At 63.4% G+C, this 14238-nt stretch carries 10 protein-coding genes, 2 pseudogenes and 1 riboswitch; of the genes and pseudogenes, 3 read left to right on the top strand and 9 right to left on the bottom strand.

What is annotated here, in order from left to right; translation table 11 throughout:
* Positions 1–50: 50 nt before the first annotated feature.
* Positions 51–1226 (top strand): GGDEF domain-containing protein, encoded by a 1176-nt coding sequence (locus HB778_RS33435; RefSeq protein WP_183460068.1) that lies wholly within the window; start codon positions 51–53, stop codon positions 1224–1226.
* Here the strand turns inward: HB778_RS33435 and gcvP are convergent.
* The 3 genes and pseudogenes from gcvP to gcvT form a co-directional block, all read right to left on the bottom strand.
* Positions 1227–4042, bottom strand: a pseudogene (gcvP, locus tag HB778_RS33430) (aminomethyl-transferring glycine dehydrogenase).
* Positions 4043–4056: 14 nt separating this feature from the next.
* Positions 4057–4426, bottom strand: a pseudogene (gene gcvH, locus HB778_RS33425) (glycine cleavage system protein GcvH).
* 5 nt (positions 4427–4431) lie between these two features.
* On the bottom strand, positions 4432–5532 hold the full coding sequence (gene gcvT / locus HB778_RS33420; RefSeq protein ID WP_183460067.1) for a glycine cleavage system aminomethyltransferase GcvT: 1101 nt from the start codon (positions 5530–5532) through the stop codon (positions 4432–4434).
* 149 nt (positions 5533–5681) lie between these two features.
* Positions 5682–5768, bottom strand: a riboswitch (glycine riboswitch).
* A 213-nt stretch (positions 5769–5981) separates the two neighbouring features.
* Here gcvT and HB778_RS33415 point away from each other — a divergent pair.
* Entirely contained in the window at positions 5982–6983 is a 1002-nt protein-coding gene (locus HB778_RS33415) for a hypothetical protein (protein WP_183460065.1), read from the top strand.
* Positions 6984–7143: 160 nt separating this feature from the next.
* Here the strand turns inward: HB778_RS33415 and HB778_RS33410 are convergent, their stop codons facing one another.
* From HB778_RS33410 to HB778_RS33385, 6 genes are all read right to left on the bottom strand, one after another.
* A complete protein-coding gene (locus HB778_RS33410; RefSeq protein ID WP_038647059.1) occupies positions 7144–7953 on the bottom strand; it encodes a molybdopterin-binding protein in 810 nt (269 codons plus the stop codon).
* Position 7954: 1 nt separating this feature from the next.
* Positions 7955–8836, bottom strand: coding sequence for a cytochrome b/b6 domain-containing protein (locus tag HB778_RS33405; protein WP_183460063.1), 882 nt, complete (start codon positions 8834–8836; stop codon positions 7955–7957).
* A gap of 97 nt (positions 8837–8933) precedes the next feature.
* The gene (locus tag HB778_RS33400; protein ID WP_183460061.1) at positions 8934–9611 is read right to left on the bottom strand and encodes a DUF1345 domain-containing protein; all 678 of its coding nucleotides are present in this window, start codon (positions 9609–9611) and stop codon (positions 8934–8936) included.
* A 31-nt stretch (positions 9612–9642) separates the two neighbouring features.
* Complete coding sequence (locus HB778_RS33395) at positions 9643–10110, bottom strand: YaiI/YqxD family protein (RefSeq protein WP_183460059.1); 468 nt, start codon at positions 10108–10110, stop codon at positions 9643–9645.
* Between the two features lie 63 nt (positions 10111–10173).
* Entirely contained in the window at positions 10174–10743 is a 570-nt protein-coding gene (gfa, locus tag HB778_RS33390) for an S-(hydroxymethyl)glutathione synthase (RefSeq protein WP_183460057.1), read from the bottom strand.
* A gap of 67 nt (positions 10744–10810) precedes the next feature.
* Positions 10811–11938, bottom strand: coding sequence for an S-(hydroxymethyl)glutathione dehydrogenase/class III alcohol dehydrogenase (locus HB778_RS33385; RefSeq protein WP_183460055.1), 1128 nt, complete (start codon positions 11936–11938; stop codon positions 10811–10813).
* Between the two features lie 199 nt (positions 11939–12137).
* Here HB778_RS33385 and HB778_RS33380 point away from each other — a divergent pair, with 199 nt between their 5' ends.
* A complete protein-coding gene (locus tag HB778_RS33380; protein ID WP_183460053.1) occupies positions 12138–14150 on the top strand; it encodes an acetyl-CoA carboxylase biotin carboxylase subunit in 2013 nt (670 codons plus the stop codon).
* Positions 14151–14238: the final 88 nt, after the last annotated feature.

Below are 14238 nucleotides of genomic sequence, written 5' to 3'. Positions count from 1 at the left end.
TGCTCTAGAATGCGGCGTAACCGCCGACGCTCGAGAGGCCTCCGCCCGATATGCTGGATTTCAGTTCGCTTCTGCTCGCGGCCGCGCTGTCGGGCACCTGCCTGGCCGTCACCATGTTTGCCATCTGGCTCACTGCGCCGCGGGCGCGTTTCGTGCTGACGGTGGCGTGCGGCATCCTCGTGCTTGTCGCGCATGTGATCCTGTTCTGGCGCTACACCAAGGGGCCCGATCCGCTGCTTTGCCAGATAGCGCTGGCGCTGCTCAGCCTGGGCTTCCTGATCCTCTGCATTTCGGCCATGCAGTATCTCGGCGTGCCGGAACACAGGCGTGCGATCCTGCCGACACTTGCCGCCATGGCGATCTGCGCGGCCGTGACCTTCCTCGGTCTTGACGGTGTCGGCTTCATCGTCACCTACGCGACGGTCACCGTGCTGCTGTCGACGATCGGAGCCATGTTCTGGGTCAATGGCAGTCACGATCGCCGGATCCTGCTGGTGGTTTCGTTCCTGAGCGGCACCTGTGCGGTGTCGTTTGCCCTGTGCGGCGCGGTTCTGATGGCCAAGGGGCAGTGGACGCTCGGGGCGGCGCCGGACAACTGGGCCGAACGCCTGAATTCCGTCGTTGCGGTGGCCTGCATGACCGGCCTCGGCGCCTTGACGCTCTCGCTTCACCATCTGCAGGCGCAGATCGAACTGAAGGCCGAGACCATGACCGATCCATTGACCGGGCTGATGAACCGTCGCGGATTGATGTCACTCCATGGCGAGCGCCCCTTTGGTCCGTTCATGGCGGTCGTCATGTTCGACCTCGATCATTTCAAGAGGACCAACGACGTCTACGGTCACCCGGTCGGAGACCAGGTCCTGTGCCGCTTCGCCGCCGTCATCCGGAAATATGCCAGAACCGGCGTCGACGCCTTTCGCCTGGGCGGCGAGGAGTTCACCGTCGTCATGTCGCGGATGACGGAAGAGCGCGCCTATGATCTCGCCAGCAAGATCGGCGTTGCCTTCGGCACCGAAGTCGTTGCCACCCCGCACGGTCCGTTGCGCAGCACGGTCAGCGGCGGCATCGGCTTTGGCAGCGCCGACGGCAGCAGCCTCGACCAGGTGCTGGCCGAAGCGGACACCGCGCTCTACGCCGCCAAGCGCGCCGGCCGCAATTGCGTCATCAGCCATAAAAGGATGGGCAAGGCCGAACCGGTCAAGCCGGCCTTGCGCTCAGCGTAGTTATTCCGCCGCACCGAGATAGTCCGACAGCGGCGGGCAGGAGCAGACGAGGTTGCGGTCGCCGGCGACATTGTCGATGCGCGACACCGGTGGCCAGTATTTGGCCGCCGTGTCGGCGTCGCCGGCGGGATAGGCCGCTTCCAGGCGCGAGTAGGGATGGGTCCACTGTCCGGCCAGCGTCTCGGCGGCGGTGTGCGGTGCGTTGACCAGCGGATTGTCGGTCAAAGGCCACTCGCCCCTGGCAACTTTCGCCGCTTCGCCCGCAATGGCGATCATCGCTTCGCAGAAACGGTCGAGTTCGCGCTTGGGCTCGGATTCCGTCGGCTCGACCATCAGCGTGCCGGCGACCGGAAACGACATGGTCGGGGCGTGGAAGCCGTAGTCGATCAGTCGTTTGGCGATATCGTCGACGCTGATGCCGGCGCTGTCCTTGAGCACGCGGGTGTCGAGGATGCATTCATGCGCGATGCGATCGTGCCGGCCCTTGTAAAGCAGCGGGAAGTGCGGCGCGAGCCGCGTCGCCACGTAGTTGGCCGAAATGATGGCCGTCTCCGTCGCCTGCTTCAGGCCAGCGGCGCCCATCATGCGGATATACATCCAGGTGATCGGCAGGATGGAGGCGCTGCCGAAGGGTGCGGCCGACACTGCATGCGCGGAGCCTTCGGTGACATGGCCCGGCAGATAGGGTTTCAGGTGCGCCCTGACGCCGATCGGGCCGATGCCGGGGCCGCCGCCGCCATGCGGGATGCAGAAGGTCTTGTGCAGGTTCATATGGCAGACATCGGCGCCGATATCGGCGGGCCGGGCGAGCGCGACCAGCGCGTTGAGGTTGGCGCCGTCGAAATAGACCTGGCCGCCATGCTCGTGAATGAGGGCGCAGAGGTGGCGGGCGCCTTCTTCGTAAACGCCATGCGTCGAGGGATAGGTGAACATCAGCGCCGCGAGATTTTTGGAATGCTCGTTGGCCTTGGCCCGCATATCGTGCATGTCGATATTGCCGTCTTCCAGGCAGCGCACGACGACAACGCTCATGCCGACCATCGCCGCACTTGCCGGATTGGTACCATGTGCGGAGGAGGGGATCAGGCAGACGGTGCGATGGCCTTCGCCGCGCGAGCGGTGATAGGCGCGGATGGCGAGCAGGCCGGCATATTCGCCCTGGCTGCCGGCATTGGGCTGCAGGCTGACCGCGTCGAAACCGGTGATTTCCGAGAGCCAGCCTTCCAGTTCGCCGATCATGGCGCGATAGCCGGCCGAATGGCTGGCCGGCGCGAAGGGATGCAGATTGGCGATGCTTGGCCAGCTCACCGGCATCATTTCGGCCGCGGCATTGAGCTTCATGGTACAGGACCCCAGCGGGATCATGGAGCGGTCGAGCGCCAGATCCTTGTCGGCCAGCCGGCGCAGCAGGCGCATCATGTCGGTTTCCGACTTGTTTTCGTTGAAGACCGGCTGGGTCAGAAACTCTTTTCCACGCGGCTTGCCGGGAACGGTGCTGTCGGCTGAAGCGGCGGCCTTGGCGCCGAACAGGGAAGCGATCGCGTCGAGATCGGCATCGGTCGAGGTCTCGTCGAAGGCGATGCCGACATGGTCGGCGTCGAGGACGCGCAGCAGCCGGCCGGTCTTTTTCGGCGGCGGCGGCGATTTCAGCGGCCTTGCCCTTCGCCGCCACCGTCACCGTGTCGAAACGGCTGGCGCCGAGCACCGACACGCCTGCCGCCTCGAGGCCGCTCGCCAGGCGGTTGGCCAGGGCGTGGATGCGCCCGGCAATCGCCTGCAGCCCGGCGGGGCCGTGCCAGATGGCATAGGCCGTCGCCATATTGGCGAGCAGCGCCTGCGCGGTGCAGATATTGGAGGTCGCCTTGTCGCGGCGGATATGTTGTTCGCGCGTCTGCAAGGCCAGGCGGTAGCCGGGCCGGCCCCTTGCTGTCGGTCGACTGGCCGACAAGGCGGCCGGGCATCAGTCGCGTCAGCCTGTCGGAAACGGCGCAATAGGCGGCGTGCGGGCCGCCAAAGCCCATCGGCACGCCGAAGCGCTGCATCGGCCCGACGGCAATGTCGGCGCCGAGTTTCGCCGGCGCGTCGGTCAGTGTCAGGCCAAGCGGATCGGCGATGAAGACGACCAGCGCGCCAGTGGCGCGGGCCTTGTCGATTGCGGCCTTGTGGTCGCCATAGACGCCAAACGTGTCGGGGCAGGAGACCAGCAAAGCGGCCGTGTTGTCGTCGATCGTCTCGCCGTCGATCTCGATGCCGAGCGGCTCGGCGCGGGTGCGCACCACATCCAGAGTCTGCGGGTGCGGCGTGCCGGCGAACGCCACCTTGGTGCGCTTGTCGCGGTGGTGGCGCAGCGCAATGCCGACCGCTTCGGCGACCGCGGTTGCTTCATCGAGCAGCGAGGCCGATGCCACCGGCAAGCCGGTCAATTCGGTGACCAAGGTCTGGAAATTGAACAGCATTTCCAGACGACCCTGGCTGATCTCGGCCTGATAGGGCGTGTAGGCCGTGTACCACGCCGGATTCTCGAACAGATTGCGCTGGATGACCGGCGGCACATGGACGCCGTGATAGCCAGCGCCGATGAAGCTCTTCAGCACGGTATTTTTCGCCATGGTCGCCGACAGTTCGGCCAGCGCTTCGGCCTCGCTGCCCGGCGCGGGCAAGGTCAGCGGCAGGTCGAGGCGAATCGACTGCGGCACGGCCTGGCTGATCAGCGTCTCGACGGAGGGAACGCCGATCACGGCAAGCATGGCTCTGACATCGTTGACGCCAGGACCGATATGGCGGGCCGAGAAGGGGGTGAGTGCTGTGGTCATCATCTCTAGTCCTGATTTCAGGCGATATGGGCTTTGTAGGCGGCCTCGTCCATGAGGCCGGCGAGCTGGCTTTCATCGGCCAACCTCATCTTCCACAGCCAGCCGGCGCCGGTGGCGGCCGAGTTGACCAACGACGGGTCGGAAGACAGCGTGCCGTTGGCCTCGGTGATCTCGCCGTCGACCGGCGCGTAGACGTCCGAAGCGGCCTTGACGGATCTCGACCACGACGGCGGTGTCGCCCTTGGCCAGCTTCTTTCCCGTCTCCGGCAGTTCGACGAAAACGAGGTCACCGAGCTGCTCCTGCGCGTAATCGGTGATGCCGACGGTGGCGATGCCGCCTTCGACGCGGAGCCATTCGTGATCGGCGGTAAAATAGGTCGTTGCCATCGGGATTATCCTTTGCGGTAGCGATGAGGAGTGAAAGGCAAGGGGTTGATTTCGATCGGGATTTTTGTCCCGCGAACATCGGCGAACAGTTTTGTGCCTGGCTTGGCCAGAGCGGACGGGACGTAGCCCATGGCGACGGGATGACCGGCCGAAGGGCCGAAGCCGCCCGATGTGACATGGCCGGCGGGATTGCCGTCGGCGTCGAACAGGGCGGCACCGGCGCGCACCGGCTGGCGGCCCTCCGGCTTCAGCCCAACGCGCTTTTGCGCTGGGCCGCGTTCCACGGCGTCGCGCAGGGCGTCTGCGCCGATGAAGGCGCCGGAAGCGCGGATGTCCTTGGGGATCGCCCACATCAGTGCGGCGGCGGCCGGGTCGGTCTCCGGCGTGATGTCCTGGCCATGCAGGCAAAGCCCGGCCTCCAGCCGCAGGCTATCGCGCGCGGCAAGGCCGATCCACAGCACACGCTCGTCTTCGAGCAGCTTCGCGACAAGGGCGCGCGCATCGGCTTCAGGCAGGCCGATCTCGAAACCGTCCTCGCCGGTATAGCCGGACCGGCTCATGAACCAGTTTTTGCGCGGCTCGACGCCGTGCATGAACAGCAGCGAGCCGGTCTCGATGCCGGCGCGGGAGAGGGCTGCCCAGGCCTCCGGCCCCTGGATGGCCAGGAAGACGCGCTCGAGCGGCTCGACCTTCACATCAAAATTCGCGGCCAGCTCACGCAGATGCTTTTCGTCGGCGACCGCATTGCCGGCATTGGCGACCACCATGAACCTGGTATCGCCGAGGCGGGTGACGATCAGGTCGTCAAGGATGCCGCCTGCCTCGTTGAGGAAGAAGGACAGTTTCGACTGCGAGATTTCGAGCGCGCCGGCATCCAGCGGGCAAGCGCGGTTAAGCAGCGCAACCGCTTGCGGCCCGCTGACCTCGAACAGTTTCATGTGCGAGATGTCGAACAGGCCGGCATGCTCACGGGTGTGCAGATGCTCCTTCATGACGCCGGCCGGATAGGTCAGCGGCATCGACCAGCCGGCAAAGGCGCCGAAGCGCGCACCGGCGGCTGCGTGGATATCTTCGAGGGGAAGGTGTTTTGAGTCGTCGCCCGTCATGTCGTCTCCAGAGTCGCACGCAATCGGCCGCGAATGGCGACCAGTCCGTGCCCCTCTGTCTGAAGCCTGAGAGACTCGCGCAGCCGGAACTCTGTCAGCGGCGCTTACACCTTCGGCGCGGGGGCAAGCCCCGACTTTCCAGAGTGTCTTTCCCGTCTACGGTTCTTTTGCCTGAGAGATTTCGGGCGATTTCCCCTTCGGCGGCAGCTCTCGCTGCTCTCTCCCGCAAACAGGTAGGACTCAGAACCGAGCCCTCGACGCGCCATCCATAGCCCGTCGGCGACACCTTGTCACCTCCCAGCGACATCGTTCTCCCAAAAACCGCTGCGGTCTTTTGGGGCGACATGCATTGGCCGACAAGTCTTCGCTAACCACGCCGTTTGCCGGTTTTTCAAGACACTCCTGATATATCGGGCCCATGTAACGCTTTGGGGCGGACGGAGACGACAATGGGCGAATTGATCATGAGCGCGCCGGTGGCAGGGCTGACGTCGAAGAATCGCATTGCCTCGGAAGATGTGGTGATGCTGCGCCGAGACGTGTTCGCCGATGGCGTGGTCACTCGAGGCGAGGCCGAGGCCTTGTTCGCGCTCGACCAGACGGCTCGGGACAAATGCGCGGAGTGGGCGCCGTTCTTCGTCGAGGCGGTGACCGACTACATCGTCCATCAGGAAAAGCCGTCCGGCTATATCTCGCAGGACAATACCGACTGGCTGGTCCGCACCATCTCGCGCGACGGCATGGTCGACAGCCGCACCGAACTCGAATTGCTGGTCCATGTGCTGGAAGAGGCGAGATCCTCGCCGGGCAAGCTTTGCGTCTATGCGCTGGAACAGGTCGCTCATGCCGTCATCGACGGCAAGGGGCCGCTGATGCTGGGTGGCGCGCTGGTGCCCGGACTGATCGCCAAGGCGGAAGTCGAGCTGCTGCGCCGCATCCTCCACGCCCATGGCGGTGACGGCAACATCGCCATCACCCGCGGCGAGGCCGAGGTGCTGTTCAAGATCAACGAACAGACCGCGCAGGCCAAGAACGATCCGTCCTGGAACGATCTGTTCGTCAAGGCGATTGCCAATTTCGTCATGTGCTCGGCCGGCTATGAAGCGCCGACCCGCGACGTGGCGCTGCGCCAGGAAAGCTTCCTCGAACACACTGATCCGGAAATCGGCGGGTTCTTCAGCCGCATGGTCTCGGGTGGCCTTGCCGGCATCATCGAGGCCTACCGGTCCCCCAACGACATCGAGGCCGAATGGGAAGCCAAGAACAGGGCGGCTGAGGCCTTGGCCCGCCGCGCCGAAACGATCGATGCCGGTGAAGCCAAATGGCTTATCGATCATATCGGCTTGGACAGGCCCTTGTACGAAAACGAGCGCGCTCTGCTGACGCTGATCAAGCATGCCTCGCCCGAGATCCATCCGGCGCTAAGGCCGCTCCTCGAGAAGGTCGCCTAGGGTCCATTGATATTCAGGTGATGCCGGCCTGCAAACGGCGGTTTCCTGCGCTTCCGGTGCTCGCGTACCCAAAAAGTACGCTCCGCTCCGGTTCTCGGAAACCACCATTTTCGACTCGGCCTGACCTGAATCTCAACGGACCCTGCACGGTCTCACTCCATCAAATCCCGCCGTACCAGTCATAGCCATTGTCTTCCCAGTAGCCGCCACGGCCGCCGCCGACATTGGCGAAGCCGTCGACCAGTTCGATCTTGTAGAGATACTTTGGCATCTTGTAGCCGAGCTGGCGCTCGACGCGCACGCGCAGCGGGGCGCCGTTTTCGACCGGTAGCGGTTTGCCGTTCAGGCCGTAGGCGAGGATCGTTTGCGGGTGGCGGGCGTCGATCAGGTCGATCGTGCCGTAATATTTGATGTCGCCGGACAGGCTGCGGTCGATCGTGTCGAGGCAATGGAACATGACGTAGCGCGCCTGCGGCTTGACCACCGCCTGGTCGAGCACCAGCGACAGCGGCGTGCCGGTCCATTTGGCGATGCAGCTCCAGCCTTCGACGCAGTCATGGCGGGTGATCTGCGTGCGGCTCGGCATGTTCTGAAGCTGCTCGCGGCTGAGCGACAGCGGCTTTTCGACAAGGCCCGACACCTCCAGCCGCCAGTCGGCGAAATTGTTGGCAAGTAGGCCCTTGTAGGTGTCATCGTCAGGGGCGGTAACGCCATTCGGCCGCTGCGGCTGGCGGATATCGGCTTCTGTGAATTCCGGCGCCAATGCATCGCGGCCGGCAAGCAGGCGCTGCGCGCGGTATGTCAGGCCATTGGCGTTTTCGAGGAAACTGCGCAGGCCGCTGCCGATGCTCAACTGGCTGTCGAAGGCGTCGCAGCCCGACAGCATGATGCCGGAGGCGCCAAGGCTGGCGGCGGTCAGGAATTTTCTTCGACTGATCTGAAAATTGGGGCTGATCTCGAACTTCGCCATGTCAGGCACTCCTCTCGGTCGTCTTGTCGTCATGCGCGGGAGGGTCGGTGCGGTACCAGCCGGTGATGATCGAGCGCAGTTCGTTGATCGGGCCGGCGGCAAGGATCATCAGGATGTGGATGATGAAGAAGCCGACGAGCAGCAGCATGACGGTGAAATGGATGGTGCGCGCCGTCTGCCGGCCGCCGAGCACTTCGTTGAGGAAGGGCAGCACCGAATTCATGCTGGGCGACATGGCAAGGCCGGTGATGATCATCAGCGGCAACAGCACGAACAGCACCCCGCCATAAGCCATCTTCTGTAGCGTGTTGTATTCGCGTGTGTGATGGAATTTCAGCTTGGCGTGGTCGACGATGTCGCGCGGCAGGCGCTTGAGGTCGTCGAGGCGCGGGGCGAGATCGCGCCTGATATGACCGTTGATCAGGCTGGCGACCAGCCAGACGATCAAGGTCGTCGTCAGGATCCAGGCGAAGAAGAAATGGATGACGCGGGCGGTGCCGAGATCATAATAGGAGGGAATGGTCGCCCAGGACGGGAAACCGCGCGCCGTCTCATTGCCTGGCGGGCCCGACCAGCCGAGCACGCCCGTCGTGTCGAAGCGGTGCCCGAAGATTTCTGTGTAGCCGCGCGGACCGGCATCGGTGTTCACGGCGCCGATTTCGAAGATGGTGTTGTTGTAGCCGAAGCCGGATTGCTTGCCGATGTAGAGCTGCGGTCGGGCGTTGAAGATCTGCAGGCCGGAAAGCAGCATGAAGAACAGCGAAATGGCCCAGATCCAGTGCGTCAGCCGCGTCCAGCGCGACTGCCGGTAGATCAGTGTGCTGTTGCTCGACACGGGGGCGTCCGGCCCGGTGGCGGATTGGCTTCTGGCAACCGATTCCATCTTGTCTCTTCTCCCGGCCTCGCGGCGTGGCCTGCGCGTTCATTGTCCTCCTGATACGTCGCGATCCAAACCGATGTTTCATCCGATCACGGATTTATTACGGACCACCCAGGCTGACGGCGAGATTGACGGCCGCCGCGACGATGACGGTGTTGAAGAAGAACGACAGGATCGAGTGGACAAGCACGACGCAACGCATATGCGTGGTCGAGATGTTGGTGTCGGCAGTCTGCGCCGTCATGCCGATGACGGTCGAGAAGTAGAGGAAATCCCAACCTTCGGGCCGCTTGTCGCCTGGGAAAAGCAATCCGCCGACCGGGATTTTCTTCTTTGTTTCAGCGTCCACAGCATCGCCGTCCATCCAGTAGACATGCGCATAGTGCAGTGCCGCCATGGCATGGATGGTGAACCAGCCGAGCGGGATCGATAGCAGCGCGAAACCGAGCTCGACGGAATTGCCTCTGTCCTTCTGATTGATCAGCAGGAACAACGAGATAACGGCGACCACAACGACGACAAGCGTCACCGCGAAGATGACCAGCACTGGCATGTCGGTGGCGCGCGCATACTTGCTCAGATACTTGCCGGTGAACGTTGGCATCTGGCTGACGACAAGAATGACGTAAGCGGCGAAAAATGCGTTGGCGCCGATCGAATAAGCGAGCGGGGCGTGCAGCAGCAATGCCATAACAAACGCCACAGCGCCGAAGCAGGCCGACATTGCGAACAGCATGTGGCGCTGCATGGGGTTCTTGATCGGGGTTTCGGCGGCCATGGCGGTCTCCACCCTGGATAGCGCTCGGTTTCTAGCCGGGTGTGGCGGATTTCAGCGCGCGCCGCAAGATGCGGTCGAGTTCGCCGAGGAACCGCGAGCGGTCCTGCGGCGCGAAGGAGGCATTATAGCCCTTGCTTTCACCGGTCTCGCGCAAATGTTGCTTGAGGTCGCGCATCGCCACCGCCATGCCGATGGTTTCCGGCGTGAACGGCCGCCCGGTTGGCCCAAGCACATGCGCGCCGAGCGCCACGGCGCGAGCGGCGAGCGGAATATCCGCCGTCACCACGACATCGTTGGATTTGGCGTTCTCGACGATCCAGTCGTCGGCGGCGTCGGCGCCCTTGGAGACCACGACATTGCGGATCATCGGATCGCGCGAGGGCCGCAGGCCGCCATTGGAGACGTAGGTGACGACGACGCCGAGGCGCTCGGCGACCTTTTCCACCTCGGCCTTGACCGGGCAGGCGTCGGCATCGACGTAGATGGCAGGTGCAGGCATTGTCTCTCCGAAACGGACAGGGGCCGGAAGCGTTTCCGGCCCCTGCCTGAAATCTTATGGCGTTCAGGCCGGCAAGGCGCCGGACTTCTTCGCCGTCCAGGTCGCGATATAATCCATCAGGCCGGGGTTGAGGCAGTCATAGGGTTCCAGCCCGATTGTCTTCAGCCGCGCCCGGATGCCGTCCATGCGTTTCGGGTCCACGCCGGATTCGATGATCGACGAGACAAAGGCAGTGAAGCCCGGCGGTGACCAGCCGTCCTCGACGAAGCGTTCGGGGTGGATGAAGGACAAGCCCTTGAACGGATGGTCGCGCTCGACCGGACCGTGCATGTGGACGCCGCAGCCGGTGCAGGCATGGCGCTGGATAAGGGCCGAGGGGTCGACCACTTTCAGCTTGTCGCCGTTCTCGGTGACGGTGACGTCGCCCGTGCCTGCGACGGCTACGACCGAGAACACAGCACCTTCCGGCTTCCAGCATTTGGTGCAGCCGCAGGCGTGGTTGTGGGCGATCTGGCCCTTGACCTTCACCTTGACCGGCTTGCTGGTGCAGGCGCAGACCAGCGTGCCGCCGGCAAAGCTCGCGCTCTCTTTGGGCAGGCCATTATCGATTTTCGGATGCAGTTTCTCCGCCATTCTTTTCTCCTCCCAGTTTTGAACCACAGAGGTCGCTGGCCGGTCGGTCGGCGGCGTGTGGCTTGCTTCAGTAAACGACGACGCTTCGGATCGACTTGCCCTCATGCATGAGGTCGAACCCCTTGTTGATGTCTTCCAGCTTCAGCAAATGGGTGATCATAGGATCGATCTGGATCTTGCCGTCCATGTACCAGTCGACGATCTTCGGCACATCGGTGCGGCCGCGCGCGCCGCCGAAGGCAGTGCCCATCCAGGTGCGGCCGGTGACCAGCTGGAACGGCCTGGTCGAAATCTCCTGGCCGGCACCGGCAACGCCGATGACGACCGACTTGCCCCAGCCGCGGTGCGAGGCTTCCAGCGCCTGGCGCATCACCTTGGTGTTGCCGGTGCAGTCGAACGTGTAGTCGGCGCCGCCGATCTGGTCGGCACCGCGCTTGGTCATGTTGACGAGGTAAGGGACGATGTCGCCGTCGATTTCCTTCGGATTGACGAAATGCGTCATGCCGAACCGTTCGCCCCATTCCTTCTTGTCGTTGTTCAAATCGACGCCGATGATCATGTCGGCACCGGCCAACTTCAGGCCCTGGATGACGTTGAGGCCGATGCCGCCGAGGCCGAAGACAACGGCGGTCGCGCCTTGCTCGACCTTGGCGGTGTTGATGACTGCACCGATGCCGGTGGTGACGCCGCAGCCGATGTAGCAGATCTTGTCGAAGGGAGCGTCGGGGTTGACCTTGGCCAGCGCGATCTCGGGCAGCACAGTGAAGTTGGAGAAGGTCGAGCAGCCCATATAGTGGAAGATCTTGTCCTTGCCGATCGAGAAGCGCGATGAGCCGTCCGGCATCAAGCCTTGCCCCTGCGTGGCGCGGATCGCCGTGCACAGATTGGTTTTTCTCGACAGGCAGGACGGGCACTGCCGACATTCCGGCGTATAGAGCGGGATGACGTGGTCACCCTTCTTGACCGAGGTGACGCCCTTGCCGACATCGACCACGACACCGGCGCCCTCATGGCCGAGAATGGCTGGGAACAGGCCTTCGGGATCGGCACCCGACAGAGTGAACTCGTCGGTATGGCAGATGCCGGTCGCCTTGATCTCGACCAGCACCTCGCCATCGCGCGGACCGTCGAGGTCGACCTCCATGATCTCCAGCGGCTTTCCGGCGGCGACAGCGACAGCGGCGCGGGTTTTCATAAGGCGTCCTCCAAATGCGAATTTTTTCCAAGGTTTCAGGTTTTCTCGACACGATCAACTGGAAGCTGATGCCGAGAAAGGGCCACAGCGATAAATTGGAATCGCAAATCGATTGAAAGCCAGTGATTTGCACGGTCGGCTTGACCCCGCAAGCACAGGCCATAAAAGGAACGACCGACCGGAGGGGAATGACCTCAGCATGTTCACGAAAATCCTGATCGCCAATCGTGGCGAGATCGCCTGTCGCGTCATCAAGACGGCGCGCAAGATGGGGATCGCCACGGTCGCCGTCTATTCCGATGCCGATCGCGATGCCGTGCATGTCGAGATGGCCGACGAAGCGGTGCATATCGGGCCTTCGCCGGCCGCGCAGAGCTATTTGCTGCCTGAAAAGATCATCGCCGCCTGCAAGGAAACCGGCGCGCAGGCCGTGCATCCCGGCTATGGCTTCCTGTCCGAGCGCGCCGCCTTTTGCGAAGCGCTGGAAGCGGAAGGCATCGTCTTCATCGGCCCAAAACCCAAGGCCATCAAGGCGATGGGCGACAAGATCGAATCGAAGAAATTCGCCAATGCCGCCAAGGTTTCCACCGTGCCCGGCTGGCTCGGCGTCATCGAGAATGCCGATCATGCCGAAAAGATCGCCGGCGAGATCGGCTATCCCGTGATGATCAAGGCCTCGGCCGGTGGCGGCGGCAAGGGCATGCGCATCGCCTGGGACCAGTCGGAAGTGCGCGACGGCTTTGATCGGGCGCGCTCGGAGGCCAAGAGCTCGTTCGGCGACGACCGCGTCTTCATCGAGAAATTCGTCGTCGATCCGCGCCATATCGAGATCCAGGTGCTGGCCGACGCGCATGGCAATGCGCTCTATCTCGGCGAGCGCGAATGCTCGATCCAGCGCCGCAACCAGAAAGTCGCGGAAGAGGCGCCATCGCCGTTCCTCGATGCCAAGACGCGCAAGGCCATGGGCGAGCAGTCGGTGGCGTTGGCCAGGGCCGTCGACTACCAGAGCGCCGGCACGGTCGAGTTCATCGTCGACAAGGACAAGAACTTCTATTTCCTTGAAATGAATACACGATTGCAGGTCGAGCATCCGGTGACCGAACTCGTCACCGGCATAGATCTGGTCGAACAGATGATCCGCGTCGCCGCCGGCGAAAAGCTCTCGATAAAGCAGAGTGACATCAAGCTGAAGGGTTGGGCGGTGGAAAGCCGGCTCTACGCCGAGGATCCCTATCGCAATTTCCTGCCGTCGATCGGCCGGCTGACGCGCTACCGGCCACCGGAGGAGGGGCAATTCGGCGACATCGTCATCCGCAACGACACCGGCGTCACCGAAGGCTCGGAGATTTCGATGTTCTACGACCCGATGCTCGCCAAATTGTGCACCTGGGCGCCGACACGGCTCGAGGCGATCGATGCCATGTCGGAAGCGCTCGACAGTTTTGTCGTCGACGGCATCGAGCACAACATCCCGTTCCTGGCGGCGCTGATGCAGCATCCGCGCTGGCGGGAAGGGGCGATATCGACCGGCTTCATCGCCGAGGAATATCCCGACGGTTTTGCGCCCGTTGTTCCGAACAGCGAGGAAAAGGCCGTGCTGGCCTCGATCGTCACTGCCGTGGAGCTGCTGCGCCGCGACCGGCTCGACCGGCTGGGCGGGCGGCTCGCACCGCATTCGGGAGTGCTCAAGCGCGACTGGGTGGTGAAGCTCGGCGACGACTATCTCCGGGCATCCATCCTCGAAGGCATGATTTCCATCCCGATGGAGATCGACCTGTCGATCGAAGGCGGCAAGGCGCTGACCGTTTCATCCGACTGGCGGCCGGGCGACCTGATCTGGCGCGGCACAGTCGGCAAGCGCTCCGTTGTCGCCCAGATCCGGCCTGTCGCCAACGGTCTTCGCATCGCCTGGAAAGGCATGTCGGTGACCGCCCGCGCCATGCTGCCGCGCATCGCCGAGCTCGAACGGCTGATGCCGGAGAAGGTGGCACCGGACACGTCGGACCTGTTGCTCTGCCCGATGCCCGGCCTCGTCGTGTCGATCGCCGTTGTCGAAGGCCAGGAGGTCAAAGCCGGCGAGACGCTGGCCGTGGTCGAGGCAATGAAAATGGAAAACGTGCTGCGGGCGGAGCGCGATCTCATCGTGTCGAAGCTCAACGCCAAGCCGGGCGACAGTCTCGCCGTTGATGCAGTGATCATGGAATTCGCCTGAAGAGGCGGAAGCCTGTGATTGTCGGTCGTTTGTGCTGGACTGGTATCGCCAGGTCCCGGACAATACATCTCCATCGACTCAAAGCCTT

The sequence above is a fragment of the Mesorhizobium huakuii genome (assembly GCF_014189455.1).
GTDB lineage: Bacteria > Pseudomonadota > Alphaproteobacteria > Rhizobiales > Rhizobiaceae > Mesorhizobium > Mesorhizobium huakuii_A.
Note: the sequence above shows the minus strand (reverse complement) of the source record. Positions and strands in the feature narration are given on the sequence as shown.